Here is a 14,560-nt window from a genome sequence, read left to right as displayed (position 1 = left end):
GACGGCGATGCTGCGCCGCGTCAATCGGGGCAGAAGCCGCTGGTTGCCAGCGGAAGGTGCCTGCTATATTAGCACAGGCCAGTTTTCGGAGGATAATCATCATGGACCTGCAACTGATCGCGAAGCCCCAACGCTCTGCTTTCAGGAAGTTTTTTGTCCATGCCTGCGATTACTCTCTCTCATATCAGCTGGTCCGCGCCTGACGGGACATCCGTCCTTAGCGACCTTGATTTTCGTTTCACTTCCGAGCGGATCGGACTTGTCGGACGCAATGGCGTCGGCAAATCGACGCTGCTTGCGCTTGTTTCCGGCAGACTGAAGCCCAGCGGCGGCAGTGTTCAGCTGGACGGGACGGTGGCCGAACTGCGGCAGACGGTGCAGGTCGAGCCGGGCGAGACGATCGCGGATTTGTTCGGCGTGCGGGAGGCCATGGCGTCGCTCTCCAAGGCCGAACAGGGCGACGCGGACATGGCCGAACTGGAAGCATGCGACTGGACGCTGCCTTCGCGGATCGAGGAAGCATTGGCGGAAGTTGGGCTGAGCGTAGAACCCGATACACCGCTCGCCCAATTGTCGGGCGGTCAGCGGACGCGGGCGGCGCTGGCCGGAGCGATCTTTGCCCGGCCCGATTTCCTGCTGCTGGACGAGCCGACCAATAATCTGGACGCGGAGGGGCGCGCGGCGCTGATCGCTCTGCTGGGGCGCTGGCGGGCGGGTGCGATCGTGGTCAGCCATGACCGGGCGCTGCTGGAGGAGATGGAGGCGATTGCCGAGCTGACGACGCTGGGCATCAGCCGTCATGGCGGGAATTTCTCCTCATGGCAGGCGCGCAAGGCGGTCGAACTCGCGGCGGCCGAACAGGACTTGGCCCATGCCGAACGGCATCGGAAGGACATCGCCAAGCGGACGCAGGTCGCGGCCGAGCGCAAGCAGAGGCGTGACGCCGCCGGGGCGCGCAAGGGGGCCAAGGACGACATGCCGCGCATATTGATCGGATTGAGGAGGGATCGGGCCGAGGGATCGGGCGGCGAAGCGGCGCGGCTGGCGGAGCGTCTGCGGCGGGAAGCAACGCTGGCGGCAGAGACGGCACGGCAGCGGATCGAGGTGGTCGAGAGCCTGACCGTTGCCCTGCCCTCCACCGCCGTTCAGTCTGGCCAGAGGATCGTGACGCTGGACCATGTGACGGCAGGTCATGATGCCAGTGCGCCGGTCCTGCGGGAGCTGTCCCTGAGCGTCAACGGGCCGGAGCGGATTGCGATCACTGGCCCCAATGGCGCGGGCAAATCAACGCTGCTGCATGTGATCGCGGGCAGCCTGTCTCCATTGGCGGGGAGGGTCGAGCGGCCGGTGGCCTGCGCGCTGCTGGACCAGAAGGTGGAACTGCTCGATCCACGCGCCAGCATTGCGGATAATTTCGCTCGGCTGCACCCAAGCGCGACGCATAATGAAGTGCGGGCGGCGCTGGCGCGCTTTCGCTTTCGGGCGGATCTGGCTTTGCAACAGGCGGGCAGCCTTAGCGGCGGGCAGTTGTTGCGCGCCGGGCTGGCTTGCGTGCTGGGAGGTGCCACCTTGCCGCCGCTGCTGATGCTGGACGAGCCGACCAATCATCTCGACCTCGACAGCATTGCGGCGATCGAACAGGGCCTGCGCGGTTATGACGGCGCGCTGATCGTGGTGAGCCATGACGCGGCTTTCCTGCGCGCTATCGGCATCGACCGGGAGATAGGCTTGCTCTAATGCGCCGCCGACATGTCCACCTGCCCGGTCGGCTTGGGCGCGAACCAGACCAGCGCGCCTGCCAGGAAGAGGACCAGTGCCGCCACGAAGAAGACATGGTTCATCGACAAAATGGTCGCTTGCTGATCGACCAGATTGGCGATCATCTGCGGCGTCTGCTCAGCCGACAGCCCGGAACCGGCAAGCTGCGATCCGACGCCCGGATCAAGTGCCGACACCATTTCATTGCGCGCGGTTCGCTGGCCATTGCCCCAGCCGGTCAGCACGATGGAGGTGGATATCGCGACCGCCAGCGTGCGCAGGAAGCTTTGCATGCCCGCCGCCGACGCGGTCTCTTCCGGCCGCACCGATCCCAGCGTCAGGGTGGTCAGCGGGATCATGAAGAAGGGCATGGCAAAGCCCTGCACGACCTGCGGCATGGCCAAAGTCCAGAAGTCGGCCGTGCTGGTCCAGCCCGATCGCCACATGGTGACCATGCCCATCCAGATCACCGATCCCGATATCAGCAGGCGCACATCGATCTTGCCGACCGCGCGGCCCGCAAAGGGTGCGGCCAAGATCGCGGTCATGGCCGTAAAGGCGGTGACGAAACCTGCCGAATAGGCGGGATAGCCCATGGACATCTGGAGCCATTGCGGGATGATCACGATGCCAGCGAAATAGGCGCCGAAGCATAGCGACAATGTCAGCACGCCCGATGTGAAGCCGATATGGCGGAACACCCGCAGATCGACGATCGGATGCTCCTCCGTCAGTTCCCAGATGATGAAGACGAGGAAGCCGATCCCGGCCATCACGGCCAGCGCGACAATCATCGGATCGCCAAACCAGTCATGGTCGCGGCCGGTGTCCAGCATGATCTGGAGGCAGCCGATCCAGAATATGAGCAGGGCGAGGCCGATATAATCGATGGGGAGCTTATGCCGTTCGGTTTCGGCCGGACGCAGCAGCACCATCGCGGCGAACACGCACACCACCGCGATCGGCAGGTTGATGAAGAAGATCCAGTGCCAGCTCCAATTGTCGCTGATATAGCCGCCGATGATCGGCCCCACCGCTGGGCCAGCGAGCGTGGTCATGGCCCACAATCCCATCACCTTGGCCCGCTGTTCGGCGGGAAAGATGCGCATCAACAGGGTTTGCGACATCGGCATCAGCGGGCCGCCGCACAGCCCCTGTCCGATACGGCAGGCGACGATCATGCCCAGCGTCGTCGAAAGACCGCAGAGCAGCGAAAAGAGTCCGAAGCCGATCATGCCCCAGATGAACAGGCGCACCGTGCCGAACCGCTGGGCGAGCCAGCCGGTAAGCGGCACGCAGATCGCCTCCGCCACGGCATAGGATGTGATGATCCAGGTGCCCTGGTCAGGCGTGATGCCCAAATTTCCGGCGATGTGCGGCACCGACACGTTCGCGATCGTCAGGTCGAGCACGACCATGAAATTGCTGAGCGCCAACACGAACCCGGCCAGCATCCGCCGCCGGGGGTCCATGAAAAATCTTTCTGCCGCCTCCGTCACCGCGTGGTTCCTCAGGCGCCCGAAAGGTCGATCTCGACCTCGGTCGAGAGGCCTACGCGGAGCGGATGCGCAGCAAGTTCCTTGGGATCAAGCGCGATGCGCACGGGCAGGCGCTGAACCACCTTGATCCAGTTGCCGGTCGCATTTTGCGCGGGGATCAGCGCCAGCGACGATCCGGTGCCGCCGGAAAAGCCGATGACCTTGCCATGATAAACGACGTCGCCGCCGTAGATGTCGGCAAGGACCGTGGCGGGCATGCCGACGCGTACGCGGCGCAGCTGCCGTTCCTTGAAATTGGCATCGACATAGACTTGGCTGAGAGGGACGATGCTCATGATCGGGCTGCCCTGCGCCACGCGCTGGCCGACCTGCACCTGACGGCGCGTTACCACGCCATCGATCGGCGCGCGGATGATCGTGCGGCCAAGGTCGAGCCGGGCATTTTCCAGCTTCGCCTTGGCGGCGAGGACGGCGGGGTCCGTCTCGACCGTTGAGCCACTGACAAGGGCGTCATTGGCGGCAAGCTGTCCTTCCGCAGCGCCCTGCGTCGCGCGTGCCGTCGCCACGCCTGCGCGCGCCTGTTCAAGGCCCGCGCGGGCGGCGGCAAATGCCTTGCGCGCGCTGGTAACTTCTTCGCCCGACACGGCACCCTCGGGCGCCAGTGCCTCGCGCCGCTGAAGATCGATGCGCGCCTTGTCATAATCGGCCTGAGCGGCGGCGAGCTGCGCGCCCGCCTGCGCGATGTCGGCGCCCCGCGCCTGAACCTGGGCGGCGAGCGATGAACTGGTCGCGGCCGTCTGGCGGAAGCGGCGGCGCGCCTCGGCAAGGTCGGCCTCCGCCTGCGCGACGGCGATGCGGGCGTTGGTGGGGTCCAGCCGCACCAATATGTCGCCCCGCTTCACCGCCTGCGTATCGGTCACCCGCACTTCGACGGCCTGCGCGGAGATAAGCGGCGTCACCTGCGCGATCTCGGCATTCACATAGGCATTGTCGGTGCCGACATGATTGCGGCCGATTAGCAGATACCAAAGGGCATAGATCGCGCCGATGACGAACACGGCGATGGCAAGGCGGACCAGCCATTTCTTGCGCTGCTCCATCCGCGCGCTCTTGTCGGCGCTGCCGGTATCGGCGGTGAATTCGGGGGCTGCATCAGCCATTGGGCAGGTCCTTGGACGATGTGCCGCTGGCAGCGAAGCCGCCGCCGAGCGCGCGAATGAGGGCAATGTCAGTGGAAAAGGTCAGCGCTTCAAGCTCCGCGACGGATTGGCGGGCGGAAAGCAGCTGGTCCTCGACATTCAGAACGTCGAGGAAGGTGAACAGACCGCCTTTGTAGCGCTTCTGCGCTATGGCATAGGCTTCTTCGGACGCGGCCAGCGCGGCGCGGGCTTCCGTCAGCCGCTGAACCAATATCCGGCGGCCGGTGACGGCATCGGCCACGTCGCGATAGGCGCCAAGGACGGTCTTGTCATAATTGGCGACGGCTTCGTCGAAGGTCGCCCGCGCGCCACGATAGCGGCCACGCAGTTCCCCGCCATGGAAGATGGGAAGGCTGATCGCTGGTCCGACATTGCCGAACAGCGAATCCTTGCTGAACAAGGTGTCGAGGAAAGAGCGGGGACCCGACGTCGAGGGGTCAAGGAAGGACGTATTGTAGCCGAGTGACTGTACCCCGACGAGGGCGCTGAGGCTGATGGCCGGGAAGAAGTCGGCGCGGGCGACCTTGATGCGCTTGGCAGCGGCTTCCGTGCGGGCAAGCGCGGCGGCGACATCGGGACGGCGTGCCACCAGGTTGGTGGTGACATCGGCGGGCAGGCCCAAATCCGTGACCTTGCCCAGATGCGGCTGCGTGATGGCAAGGCCGCGATCAGGGCCTGCGCCGATCAGCGCCGCGATCTGATGCCGCCGGACGGCGATGGATTGGTCAATGCCCGCCAGCACGGCGCGGGCGGCGGACACGGTCGCATCGGCTTGCCGCACGCTGCCCCGCGTTTCCAGCCCGTTGCGCTGCCGCTCCGTCACCAGTTTCTGGCTGGCGGATCGGATGTCCAGCGCGCGTTGCTGGATCGCCCGCTGGTCGAACAGGCGGGCCAGGTCGGCATAAGCATCGGCGATGCCCGTCGTCAGCATCAGACGCGCCTGCTGGGCATCGATGCTGGCAGCCTCCGCCTCCGATGTGGCGGCAGCCAGCGCCGCCCGGTTCCGGCCCCAGAGATCAAGGTCGAAATTCAGGTCGAGCGCGGCTTTTCCCGTACCCAACCAGCCTTTGGGCACAAAGTCCTTGGGGAAGCCCATATTATAGCTTTGCTTCGTCGCGGCGGCCGATCCGGTAAGATCAACGGACGGGAGCAGCGGGGCTCCGGCCTGCTGCGCGGCGGCGGATGCTTGGCGGAAACGCGCGGAAGCGGCAGCGATGTCGGGGGAGGCGGCAAGTCCCTCCTCCATCAACGCGTCGAGTTGCGAGTCGCCATAGCTTTTCCACCATCCATCGGCTGGCCATAGCGCGTCGCCCTGCCCCAGCGTTTGCGACGCCGCGATGCTGGAGGCTGTCCGGGGCACGGGCGCCTTGCCGAGATCGGGCACGGCCGCGCAGGCGGAAAGCGCCAAGATCGCGACCGGCAGAAACCCGGCATGCGCGGAATTACTGAGACGATTTAGGGACATAAGAAACTGTACCATGTGGTATGAAAACTGCCTTTGCGCCTGCTGCACGGCCTTGTCAACAAGATAATCGTACTATATGGTACGCCTTTATGAGCGCCCCTGCAGACCTTGCCTCCCTATCCCGCCGCGAAGCAAACAGGCGCGATCGCCGTGATGCGATCGTCGCGGTCGCCCGCCGGTCATTCCTGGAAAATGGCTATGCCGCGACCACCATGTCCTCCATCGCCGCCGAGCTGGGTGGGTCGAAGGGCACCTTGTGGAGCTATTTCCCCGGCAAGGAGGAATTGTTCGCCGCCGTCCTGCGCGACGCGACGGAAACCTATCATTCCAGCCTCGCCCAGCTTCTGGACACGGGTGGTCCACTTGATCAAACGCTCCTGCGCTTCAGTCATGATCTGCTGCGCAAGGTGACGTCACCAGACGCGATCGCCCTGCATCGGCTGGTGGCGGCGGAGTCGAGCCGCTTTCCCAAAATGGGCGAGATTTTCCTGGAACTTGCGCCCTTATATACGCGCAACCTGCTGGCCCGCTTTTTGGAGGGGACGATGGAGCGGGGCCAATTGCGCCGCGCCGATGCCCAACTTGCGGCGCGGACGCTGATCGTGCTCACCTTGTCGGGCAGTCACCAGCAGATGATCTGGGGCAATGGTCAGCCGCCCACGCCCGAGCAAGTGGAGGCCGATGTGGCTTTTGCGGTCGATTGCTTCCTGCGCGCCTATGCGCCCGAAGCGGAAGCACCTTCACACGAAAGATCGCATTAACCATTTCTTTGCGCACTTATCCTAGATCAAGGCGTGTGAGGAGACGCACGCCATGCAGTTTTTCAAATCCGCTGCGAGGACGCTCAATACCGACAGCGACAAGGCGAAGAGCGCTCGCCCGCTCCGTCGCCGCAGGCTTTTGCTGATCGAGGAAGACGACACGGCCCGCGCCGTGATCGCGCGTCGCCTTTCCCATCTCCATTATGACGTGGTGCTGGCCGAAAATGGCTTCGTGGCGCTGAACCGCCTTCTCAGCCGGTCGGTGGACATCATCCTGATCGACATGGGACTGGCGATCCTGCCGGGCATAGCCACCATGAAGAAAATCCGTGCCGCTGGCCTTGCCGGTCAGGCGAGTTTCGTGATGATCGCGGGCAAGCAGGATAACGCCAGCGTCGTGGAGGCTTTGGAAGCAGGCGCGGACGATTACGTCACCAAGCCTTTCGACTTCGATGTGCTGGACGCACGGCTCCGCCATTTGTGCCAGCGCGCCGATGAGGTGAACGCCCTCACCCGGCACAATGCCGAACTCGACGCCCGCATTGCGCGACGCGCGGTGGAACTGGGCGAGACGCGCGACGCGCTTGAGGAAATGCAGGTCGACAGGGCGCGGCTGGTCTCATCGATCCAGGCGTTGAATGATGAAATCGCCCGGCTGAACGCTGCCCGCCCCTGAAACGATCAGGGTTTCAGCGCTTCAACCAGCGAGTCGCGGTGAACCAGCCGCCAATCCCGATCGCCATGGCGACGCATACCGCCACCACGCCCCAAAAGGCCCAGGGTTCATGGGCGAAGGGAATGCCGTTGACGTTCATGCCGAGCAGCCCGGTCAGAAAGGTGAGCGGCAGGAAAACCAGCGCCACGACCGATATGATCAACGCCTGCCGGTTCATCTGTTCCGCGCGCAGGTCGGTCAGTTCTTCATGCGCCAGCGCCGATCGCTCGCGCACCGCCTCCAGCTCCTCCGCCATGCGGGCGCAGCGGTCCGCCGCTTCCTGCAAATGCAGCCGATCATCGGGGTGAAGCCAGGGCGCATCCGCCGCTGACAATCTTTCAAGCGCCTGCCGCTGCGGTGAGATGAAGCGGCGATAGCTGATCGCCGACGCCCGGATTTCGGACACCTGCCGCCGCACCTCGGCCGCGCCATTGTCGCTCAGCGCGCTTTCGATCTCGTCCAGATCATCGCCCAGTTGCGCGACTTCCGGATCAAGCGCTTCAGTGATTTCCTGCGCAAAGGCGGCGATAAGGTCGCCCGGATCGCGAATCTCTCCGGCCAGCATCTGCTTCACCACCGCCTCCATCGCCGCGAGTGGGCGGTAGCTGACGGTGATCACCCGCGCATGTTCGGCCCACAGGCGGATCGACACCAACGGATCGCCGCTTGCCTCGGCGTCCGCACCCAGACCGCGCAGGTTGATGAGCGCACCATGCGCCATCACGGTGCAACGCGGCCGGGTTTCCTGCGCCAACAGCGCCGACAGCGCCGCCTGCGGCATATGGTCGCAGCGCGAAACGATGCTTTGCGCATCCTCCCGCCAGCCATCGGCATGAATCCAGCTGAACGGAGCATGGTCGGCCTGCCCGCAAAAATCATCGAGCGAGATTTCGCGGGCATGGCCGCCTTCATTGACGAACACCCGGCTCATTGCGGCATCTCCAGCCAGAGCGAGAGCCCCTCGCCCGGCGCATCCGGCGGCATGGTGGCGGGGATGCGCACAGCGTCGGCGCGAGCACGGTCAAGGATCACCGCTGGCACATCGGGCCTATGATAGATGCGATCGGCCTCCCCGAGCAGGCGCGCCGCGCGGAGCGTCAGGTCATCGGGATCGCCCGACAGCAGGCGCAACGCGACAAGACGGGAGGGTTCCGCATCGCCCTGCTGAGCAAGCCAGCGGGGCACCTCGTCAGCGGCATCCTCGCGCAGCGGATCGATCAGACCGCCAGCCGACAGCCCGGCATCAATCGCGCGGCGGCGGGCGCTGGCATCGGGCCAGCGTGCGCGGATGACGGCACGGGCAGCGTGCAACGCGGTAGCGAGCGCGCCCAGCTTTTCCGGCAATATTGCCTCGATCCGCTGGCGCAAGGCCTTCGCCAGTCCTGCCGACGCACCGCCCGTGCCGATGGCGATCAAGACAGGCTCCCGATCGATAATGGCAGGCAGAGTGAAATCGCAAAGCTCCGGCCGGTCGGTCGCGTTCACCAGCACGCCCCGTGCCTTGAGCCGCGCAACCGTCGCATCATCGCCATCGGCAACGATCGCGATGGCCGCGTCCTCAGCCTCCCCGACGACGCGCGCGCCCGCCCGTTCCAGCAACCGCCGCTTGGCGTCCGCTGCCTCGCCGCTTCCCGTCAGGATGACGGCCCTGCCCTTCAACACCAGGAAGACGGGCAGGCTTTGCATCAGCCCTGCACCCAGTCCGGAATGCTGTCCGCCTCGATCAGCGCCTCGATCGGCGGACGGGCGCGGACCACGGCCCATTTGTCGCCGGACACCAGCACTTCGGGCGTCAGCGGGCGGCTGTTATAGGTGCCCGCCATGGTCGCGCCATAAGCGCCCGCCGTCATGAAGGCGACCAGATCGCCCGCCTGCACCACATCCATGTCGCGGTGCATGGCAAAAGTATCGCCCGTCTCGCACACCGGACCCACCACATTGGCGGTCTCCCGCACGCCCGAAGGATCAACGGCGCGAATGTCGTGCCAGGCATCATAAAGGCTGGGCCGCATCAGGTCGTTCATCGCCGCATCGACGATGACGAACGGTGCCTGCGCACCCTGCTTGACGCGCACCACCCGCGACAGCAGCGCACCCGCATTGCCGACGATGACCCGGCCCGGTTCGAACATCAGGCGCACATTCCAGCCCTGCGTCACCCGCGTCACCATCTCGCCATAGACAGCAGGCAGCGGCGGGATCGGGAGCGAGGGGTCGTAGGGGACGCCCAGTCCGCCGCCCAGATCGGCGGTGCGGATGGCATGCCCAGCGCCGCGCAGCTTTTCGATCAGGACGCCGACCTTCGTGAAGGCCGCCTCAAGCGGGGCTAGATCGGTCAGCTGGCTGCCGATATGGACGGCGACGCCCTGCACATCCAGACCGGGCAGGTCGCGGGCGGCGCCATAGCTTTCCAGCGCCCGATCATAGGGAATGCCGAACTTGTTTTCCGACTTGCCGGTCGAAATCTTGGCGTGCGTCCCCGCGTCCACATCGGGGTTGATCCGATAGGCAACGGGCGCTTGTCTGCCCATGGATACCGCGACTTCCGACAGCATCTCGGCTTCCGGCTCGCTCTCCAGATTGAACTGGTAGATGCCATGCTCCAGCGCCAGCCTCATCTCTTCGGCGGTCTTGCCGACGCCTGAAAAGACAATGCGGTTGGCCGGAATGCCCGCCGCGATCGCGCGCAGCAGCTCGCCACCCGACACCACGTCAGCGCCCAGCCCCAGCTTCGCCAGCGTCGCCAGCACCGCGCCATTGGGATTGGCCTTCACCGCAAAGGCGATCAGCGGATCGTCCAGCCGCGACAGGGCCTCTCGAAAGACATTGACGTGGCGCGTCAGGGTAGCGGTCGAATAGATATAGACCGGCGTGCCGACCGCCTGCGCGATGTCCGCCATCGGCACCTGCTCCACATGCATGGCGCCGTTCACATAGTCGAAATGGTCCAAGGCTCTTTTGTCCTAGCGAATCTTGTCAGGGCTGGTTTTCGGGCGGCAGGTTGAACGGATCATCCTTGCGCTCCTCCGACTGCGAGAGGATGTCGACGCTCCGCTCGGGCCGCGACTGCATGGATGGGGTCATGAGCTGCTGCGCGGTGGGGGCAGCCACCGCGCCGACCGGCACCGCAGGCATTTTCTGCCCTGCGACCGGCTTTAACGGCTGACGTCCGCCACAGGCGGCAACCCCAAGCGCCAGCAGGGCGAAGGCGATGTTCCGGCTGATGGCGATCCTCATGCCTGTTCCTTCCGCGCCTGGGTGATCCGCGCGCGCACCTGATCGGGCGCGGTGCCGCCATGGCTTTTGCGGCTCGCGACCGACGCATCGACCGTCAGCACCGCATAGATGCGCTCATCGATGCGGGCGTCAATCGCTTTCAGCGTCTCGATCGGCAGGTCGGCGAGCGGCGTGCCCGCGCTCTCCGCCGCCGCGACGGCGCGGCCGGTGATATGATGCGCCTCGCGGAACGGCACATTGGCTTCGCGGACCAGCCAGTCGGCCAGGTCGGTGGCGGTGGCAAAGCCGCTTTCGGCAAGGCCGCGCATGCGATCGGTGCGGAACGACACCGTCTCGATCATCCCGGTCATCGCCGCGATGGACAGGCCCAGCAGGTCATGCGCCTCGAACACTGGCGGCTTGTCGTCCTGCATGTCCTTGGAATAGGCGAGCGGCAGGCCCTTCATCGTGACGCAAAGCGCCGTCATGCAGCCCATGATCCGCCCGGCATGGCCGCGCACCAGTTCGGCGGCGTCGGGATTGCGCTTTTGCGGCATGATCGAGCTGCCGGTCGAATAGGCGTCGGGCAGCTTCACGAAGCCGAAGGGCTGGCTCGCCCAAATGATGAATTCTTCCGCCAGCCGCGACAAATGAAGGCTGCATTGCGTCGCCGCCATCAGATAATCGAGCGCGAAGTCACGGTCGCTGACGCTGTCGAGGCTATTGTCGGTCGGCTTGGCAAAGCCCAGCGCCGCCGCCGTCGCATGCCGATCGATCGGGAAACCCGTCCCGGCCAGCGCCGCCGCGCCCAGCGGGCATTCGTTCAGCCGGTCGCGCGCATCGGCAAAGCGGCTGCGATCACGGCGCACCATCTCATAATAAGCCATCAGGTGATGGCCCAGCGTCACCGGCTGCGCGGACTGAAGGTGCGTGAAGCCCGGCATCACCGCGTCGACATGCTCCTCCGCACGAGCGAGCAGCGCCTGTTGCAGCGCCTCAAGCCCCGCCGCCACCTCGTCTATCGCATCGCGCACCCACAGGCGGAAGTCGGTCGCCACCTGATCGTTACGCGAGCGCGCTGTGTGCAGCCGCCCCGCCGTCGGACCGATCAGTTCGGCCAGCCGGGACTCGGTCACCATGTGAATATCTTCAAGGTCCAGGTTCACCGGTACGCCATTCGCTTCATACTCGGCGGCGATGCGGTTCAGCCCCTCGGTGATTGCCTGCGCGTCCTCGCCTTCGACAATGCCCTGTTTGGCCAGCATCGCCACATGCGCTTTCGACCCTGCGATGTCCTGCTTCCACAATCGCTTGTCGAACGGGATGGAGGCATTTATCTCGCGCATGACCGAAGCCGGACCAGCTGCGAAGCGTCCGCCCCACATGCTGTTGGAGCCGTCTCCCGTGCGACCTTCCCCGTCCCGATCAACTTTGCCCTGCGTAATGACACTGCTCCTGCTGGCTGGCCTCGGCGCGTGCGATAGGCAATCGCCGGGCGCGGGGCAAGATCAAGCCAATAGCAGCGCGCCCGTCCCCCCGACAAGCGGCGAGGCGACAGGTGCGCCGCAAAGCGGCAAGGGCGCGTTCAGCTTCACGCTCGACCGTTCAAAGGCAGGCACCCGCGCCCCCGATTTCGCCTTCGCCGGGCCGGATGGCAAGGACGCCACCTTGCAGGACTTCGCGGGCAAGCCGTTGCTGGTGAACCTGTGGGCGACATGGTGCGCGCCCTGCATCGCGGAAATGCCAACGCTCGATGCCGTCGCCAAGGCGTACGGAGCCAAGGGTCTGGCCGTGCTGACCATATCTCAGGACAGCCAGGGCGAAAGCGTGGTGAAACCCTTCTTCGCCAAGCATGCGCTGCCGCACCTTAAGAGCTTCATCGATCCGGAAAACCAGTTCGGCTTCCACTATGCGACCGGCATGCTGCCCACCACCGTGCTGTACGACCGGCAGGGCAAGGAGATGTTGCGCGTGATCGGCGCGATGGACTGGAACAGTAAGGAAGGCCGGGATCTGATCGAGACGGCTTTGGAGTCTTAGAGTCAAATCCTCCCCATGCCGAGCATGGGGAGGGGGACCATGCGAAGCATGGTGGAGGGGAAAATGGCACGACCTGCGCGTCCTTCCCCTCCACCACCGCCATTGGCGGCGGTCCCCCTCCCCATCTTTCGATGGGGAGGATTTTCTAACCTAGCGACCTCGCTTCCCGCACCACCAGCACCGGCACGCCATCACGCACCGGAAAGGCCAAACCCGCCGCCTCCGAAACAAGCTCGCTGCTCTCAGCATTCCATCGCAACGGCATCCGCGTCACAGGGCAGACCAGCTTCGCCAACAGATAAGGGTCCGGCGAAATCATTGCATCGTCGCCCCGCCATCAGGCTCCATCCGGCCAACGATCTGCATCAGCTGAATGATCCGGTCGCACCGCTCGCTTAGGCTGTCCGCCTCCAGCAAGGTCTGCTTGGCGGCAGGATCGAAGGGCGCGATCTGGGCTATGCCGTTCACCAGCGACGTGTCGTCGAGCCGCGACACGGCGGTCCAGTCCACGACATAGCCCAATGCTTCGGCAAAGCGCCGCGATTCCTGTTCAAGCGCCGCGCGCTCGACGGCGTGAAGCACCTCATCCTCCGGCGCTTGCTCGACATCGGCCTCGATCTGGCGAAAGGCGGTGGTGACGTCGAGTTCGCGGATCACCCGAAAACGCGCCAGCCCTTCCAATATGATGTTGAAACGGCCGTCATCCAGCACTTCGAATTCGCTGATCCGGCCCAAGCATCCGACATCGTACAGGGCGGGCTTGGCCCCCTCCCCACGCGGCTGGATCATGCCGATGCGCCGGTCCCGCGCCATGGCATCATGGATCAGCGCCCGGTAACGCGGCTCGAATATGTGCAGCGGCATGTCCATGCCCGGCAGCAACAGCGCCCCGGACAACGGAAAGATGGAGACGCGGGCGCGGTTCACCGGCCGCGCCGTCAGGAAAAGAGGATCTGCGACAATTTCCGCCGCTGCCCCGCGACCCACGGGTCTTCAAGGCCGGTGGCCTCGAACAGCTTGAGCAGTTGCGCCTTTGCCGCGCCTTCATTCCATTCGCGGTCGCGGCGGATGATCTCCAGCAGTTCCTCGGCGGCACGATCCCGCTCGCCATTCGCCATCAGGCCGCCCGCCAGTTCGAAGCGTGCATCATGATCATCGGGATTGGCGGCAACCTTCGCCTCGACCCCGGACAGGTCGGAAACGGGCTTGGCGTCCCGCGCCAAAGCAAGGGCGGCGCGGGCGCGGTCGATCGCCTGATCTTTGGCGACATCGGCGGGCAAAGCGGCGAGCACGGCCTCCGCTTCGTCCAGCCGCCCAAGCGCCACCAAAGCGCGCGCATGCCCGGAAGCGACATCCGCATTGTCAGGCACCATCTGGCCAACCTGCTCGAACACCGAAAGCGCGCGGTCTGGCTCCCCACCCGCCAACATTTCCTCGCCCATTTCAATCAGCGGGGCGATTTCCTCCAGCTGCGTCTTCTCATCCGATTCGATCGGCAACTGCGCCAGCAACTGGTCGAGATATTGCTTCAACTGCCCCTCGGTGCGTGCCTGGCTCAGGTCAGCGACCGGCTGGCCCTGGAACACGGCATAGACGGTCGGGATCGACTGGACACGAAACTGGGCGGCGATGAACTTATCCTCATCGACGTTGATCTTCACCAGCTTCACGCCTTTGGACGCATAGTCGGCGCAAACCTTTTCGATGACCGGCGTCAGCTGCTTGCACGGGCCACACCATTCCGCCCAGAAATCGACAATGACCAGGCTGGTGCGCGACGGGTCCACCACGTCACGGCGGAACGCCTCCACCGCTGCTTTATCGGTGTCGCTCATTCCTAGGGTCGCCACTGCCGTATTCTCCTGCCTTGTTGCGCTTGGGTGCCGCGTCCATACAGCGCCTTATGT

General features: G+C 65.0%; 15 protein-coding genes. 4 read left to right on the top strand and 11 right to left on the bottom strand.

The window, feature by feature from the left end; all coding sequences use genetic code 11:
• Positions 1–159 precede the first annotated feature (159 nt).
• On the top strand, positions 160–1,737 hold the full coding sequence (locus ACZ51H_RS00455; RefSeq protein ID WP_464802112.1) for an ABC-F family ATP-binding cassette domain-containing protein: 1,578 nt from the start codon (positions 160–162) through the stop codon (positions 1,735–1,737).
• Here ACZ51H_RS00455 and ACZ51H_RS00450 read toward each other — a convergent pair.
• Genes ACZ51H_RS00450 through ACZ51H_RS00440 form a run of 3 tightly spaced genes read right to left on the bottom strand, consistent with a single transcriptional unit; the run spans position 1,734 to position 5,921 of the window.
• Positions 1,734–3,230, bottom strand: coding sequence for a DHA2 family efflux MFS transporter permease subunit (locus tag ACZ51H_RS00450; protein ID WP_464802111.1), 1,497 nt, complete (start codon positions 3,228–3,230; stop codon positions 1,734–1,736). The genes ACZ51H_RS00455 and ACZ51H_RS00450 overlap by 4 nt on opposite strands.
• Before the next feature lie 38 nt (positions 3,231–3,268).
• Positions 3,269–4,417 (bottom strand): EmrA/EmrK family multidrug efflux transporter periplasmic adaptor subunit, encoded by a 1,149-nt coding sequence (locus ACZ51H_RS00445; RefSeq protein WP_464802110.1) that lies wholly within the window; start codon positions 4,415–4,417, stop codon positions 3,269–3,271.
• Complete coding sequence (locus ACZ51H_RS00440; protein WP_464802109.1) at positions 4,410–5,921, bottom strand: efflux transporter outer membrane subunit; 1,512 nt, start codon at positions 5,919–5,921, stop codon at positions 4,410–4,412. Before ACZ51H_RS00440 ends, ACZ51H_RS00445 begins: the two co-directional genes overlap by 8 nt.
• An 89-nt stretch (positions 5,922–6,010) precedes the next feature.
• Between ACZ51H_RS00440 and ACZ51H_RS00435 the strand changes: the two genes are divergently transcribed.
• Positions 6,011–6,682, top strand: a complete 672-nt coding sequence (locus tag ACZ51H_RS00435) for a TetR/AcrR family transcriptional regulator (RefSeq protein ID WP_464802108.1) — start codon at positions 6,011–6,013, stop codon at positions 6,680–6,682.
• A 52-nt stretch (positions 6,683–6,734) separates the two neighbouring features.
• Positions 6,735–7,358 carry a response regulator transcription factor gene (locus tag ACZ51H_RS00430; RefSeq protein ID WP_449471095.1) on the top strand — a complete coding sequence of 208 codons (624 nt, stop codon included), beginning with the start codon at positions 6,735–6,737 and terminating at the stop codon, positions 7,356–7,358.
• A 13-nt stretch (positions 7,359–7,371) separates the two neighbouring features.
• Here ACZ51H_RS00430 and ACZ51H_RS00425 read toward each other — a convergent pair whose 3' ends face one another.
• The 5 genes from ACZ51H_RS00425 to argH are packed head-to-tail and all read right to left on the bottom strand — an operon-like array spanning position 7,372 to position 11,998.
• Entirely contained in the window at positions 7,372–8,328 is a 957-nt protein-coding gene (locus ACZ51H_RS00425) for a zinc transporter ZntB (protein ID WP_464802107.1), read from the bottom strand.
• A complete protein-coding gene (locus tag ACZ51H_RS00420; protein WP_460987425.1) occupies positions 8,325–9,083 on the bottom strand; it encodes a precorrin-2 dehydrogenase/sirohydrochlorin ferrochelatase family protein in 759 nt (252 codons plus the stop codon). Before ACZ51H_RS00420 ends, ACZ51H_RS00425 begins: the two co-directional genes overlap by 4 nt.
• A complete protein-coding gene (gene lysA, locus ACZ51H_RS00415; RefSeq protein ID WP_460987424.1) occupies positions 9,083–10,348 on the bottom strand; it encodes a diaminopimelate decarboxylase in 1,266 nt (421 codons plus the stop codon). The genes ACZ51H_RS00420 and lysA overlap by 1 nt, the downstream gene beginning before the upstream one ends.
• Positions 10,349–10,373: 25 nt before the next feature.
• Positions 10,374–10,634, bottom strand: coding sequence for a hypothetical protein (locus ACZ51H_RS00410; protein ID WP_449471088.1), 261 nt, complete (start codon positions 10,632–10,634; stop codon positions 10,374–10,376).
• Complete coding sequence (gene argH, locus ACZ51H_RS00405) at positions 10,631–11,998, bottom strand: argininosuccinate lyase (RefSeq protein ID WP_464802106.1); 1,368 nt, start codon at positions 11,996–11,998, stop codon at positions 10,631–10,633. Before argH ends, ACZ51H_RS00410 begins: the two co-directional genes overlap by 4 nt.
• A gap of 58 nt (positions 11,999–12,056) precedes the next feature.
• On the opposite strand from argH, the gene ACZ51H_RS00400 reads away from it, so the two are divergent.
• Positions 12,057–12,653, top strand: coding sequence for a TlpA family protein disulfide reductase (locus ACZ51H_RS00400; protein ID WP_464802105.1), 597 nt, complete (start codon positions 12,057–12,059; stop codon positions 12,651–12,653).
• Between the two features lie 145 nt (positions 12,654–12,798).
• Here the strand turns inward: ACZ51H_RS00400 and ACZ51H_RS00395 are convergent, their stop codons facing one another.
• The 3 genes from ACZ51H_RS00395 to ACZ51H_RS00385 are packed head-to-tail and all read right to left on the bottom strand — an operon-like array spanning position 12,799 to position 14,503.
• Positions 12,799–12,972, bottom strand: a complete 174-nt coding sequence (locus tag ACZ51H_RS00395; RefSeq protein WP_464771810.1) for a Trm112 family protein — start codon at positions 12,970–12,972, stop codon at positions 12,799–12,801.
• A complete protein-coding gene (locus ACZ51H_RS00390) occupies positions 12,969–13,580 on the bottom strand; it encodes an LON peptidase substrate-binding domain-containing protein (protein WP_460987419.1) in 612 nt (203 codons plus the stop codon). Before ACZ51H_RS00390 ends, ACZ51H_RS00395 begins: the two co-directional genes overlap by 4 nt.
• Before the next feature lie 11 nt (positions 13,581–13,591).
• Positions 13,592–14,503: a tetratricopeptide repeat protein gene (locus ACZ51H_RS00385; protein ID WP_460987418.1), complete on the bottom strand. Its 912-nt coding sequence runs from the start codon at positions 14,501–14,503 to the stop codon at positions 13,592–13,594.
• Positions 14,504–14,560: the final 57 nt, after the last annotated feature.

Source organism: Sphingobium sp. TomMM15, assembly GCF_055397045.1.
The sequence above is the reverse complement of the archived record's forward strand: the minus strand, read 5'-3'. Positions and strand labels throughout refer to the sequence as shown.

What these genes read in the sequence shown, in the direction of transcription:
- ACZ51H_RS00400 (WP_464802105.1), top strand. Translation starts at nt 12,057, where the DNA reads ATGACACTGCTCCTGCTGGCTGGCCTCGGCGCGTGCGATAGGCAATCG.
- ACZ51H_RS00420 (WP_460987425.1), bottom strand. Translation starts at nt 9,083, where the DNA reads ATGCAAAGCCTGCCCGTCTTCCTGGTGTTGAAGGGCAGGGCCGTCATC.
- ACZ51H_RS00450 (WP_464802111.1), bottom strand. Translation starts at nt 3,230, where the DNA reads ATGGACCCCCGGCGGCGGATGCTGGCCGGGTTCGTGTTGGCGCTCAGC.
- ACZ51H_RS00425 (WP_464802107.1), bottom strand. Translation starts at nt 8,328, where the DNA reads ATGAGCCGGGTGTTCGTCAATGAAGGCGGCCATGCCCGCGAAATCTCG.
- ACZ51H_RS00435 (WP_464802108.1), top strand. Translation starts at nt 6,011, where the DNA reads ATGAGCGCCCCTGCAGACCTTGCCTCCCTATCCCGCCGCGAAGCAAAC.
- ACZ51H_RS00455 (WP_464802112.1), top strand. Translation starts at nt 160, where the DNA reads ATGCCTGCGATTACTCTCTCTCATATCAGCTGGTCCGCGCCTGACGGG.
- ACZ51H_RS00445 (WP_464802110.1), bottom strand. Translation starts at nt 4,417, where the DNA reads ATGGCTGATGCAGCCCCCGAATTCACCGCCGATACCGGCAGCGCCGAC.
- argH (WP_464802106.1), bottom strand. Translation starts at nt 11,998, where the DNA reads ATGTGGGGCGGACGCTTCGCAGCTGGTCCGGCTTCGGTCATGCGCGAG.
- ACZ51H_RS00395 (WP_464771810.1), bottom strand. Translation starts at nt 12,972, where the DNA reads ATGATTTCGCCGGACCCTTATCTGTTGGCGAAGCTGGTCTGCCCTGTG.
- ACZ51H_RS00430 (WP_449471095.1), top strand. Translation starts at nt 6,735, where the DNA reads ATGCAGTTTTTCAAATCCGCTGCGAGGACGCTCAATACCGACAGCGAC.
- ACZ51H_RS00410 (WP_449471088.1), bottom strand. Translation starts at nt 10,634, where the DNA reads ATGAGGATCGCCATCAGCCGGAACATCGCCTTCGCCCTGCTGGCGCTT.
- ACZ51H_RS00440 (WP_464802109.1), bottom strand. Translation starts at nt 5,921, where the DNA reads ATGTCCCTAAATCGTCTCAGTAATTCCGCGCATGCCGGGTTTCTGCCG.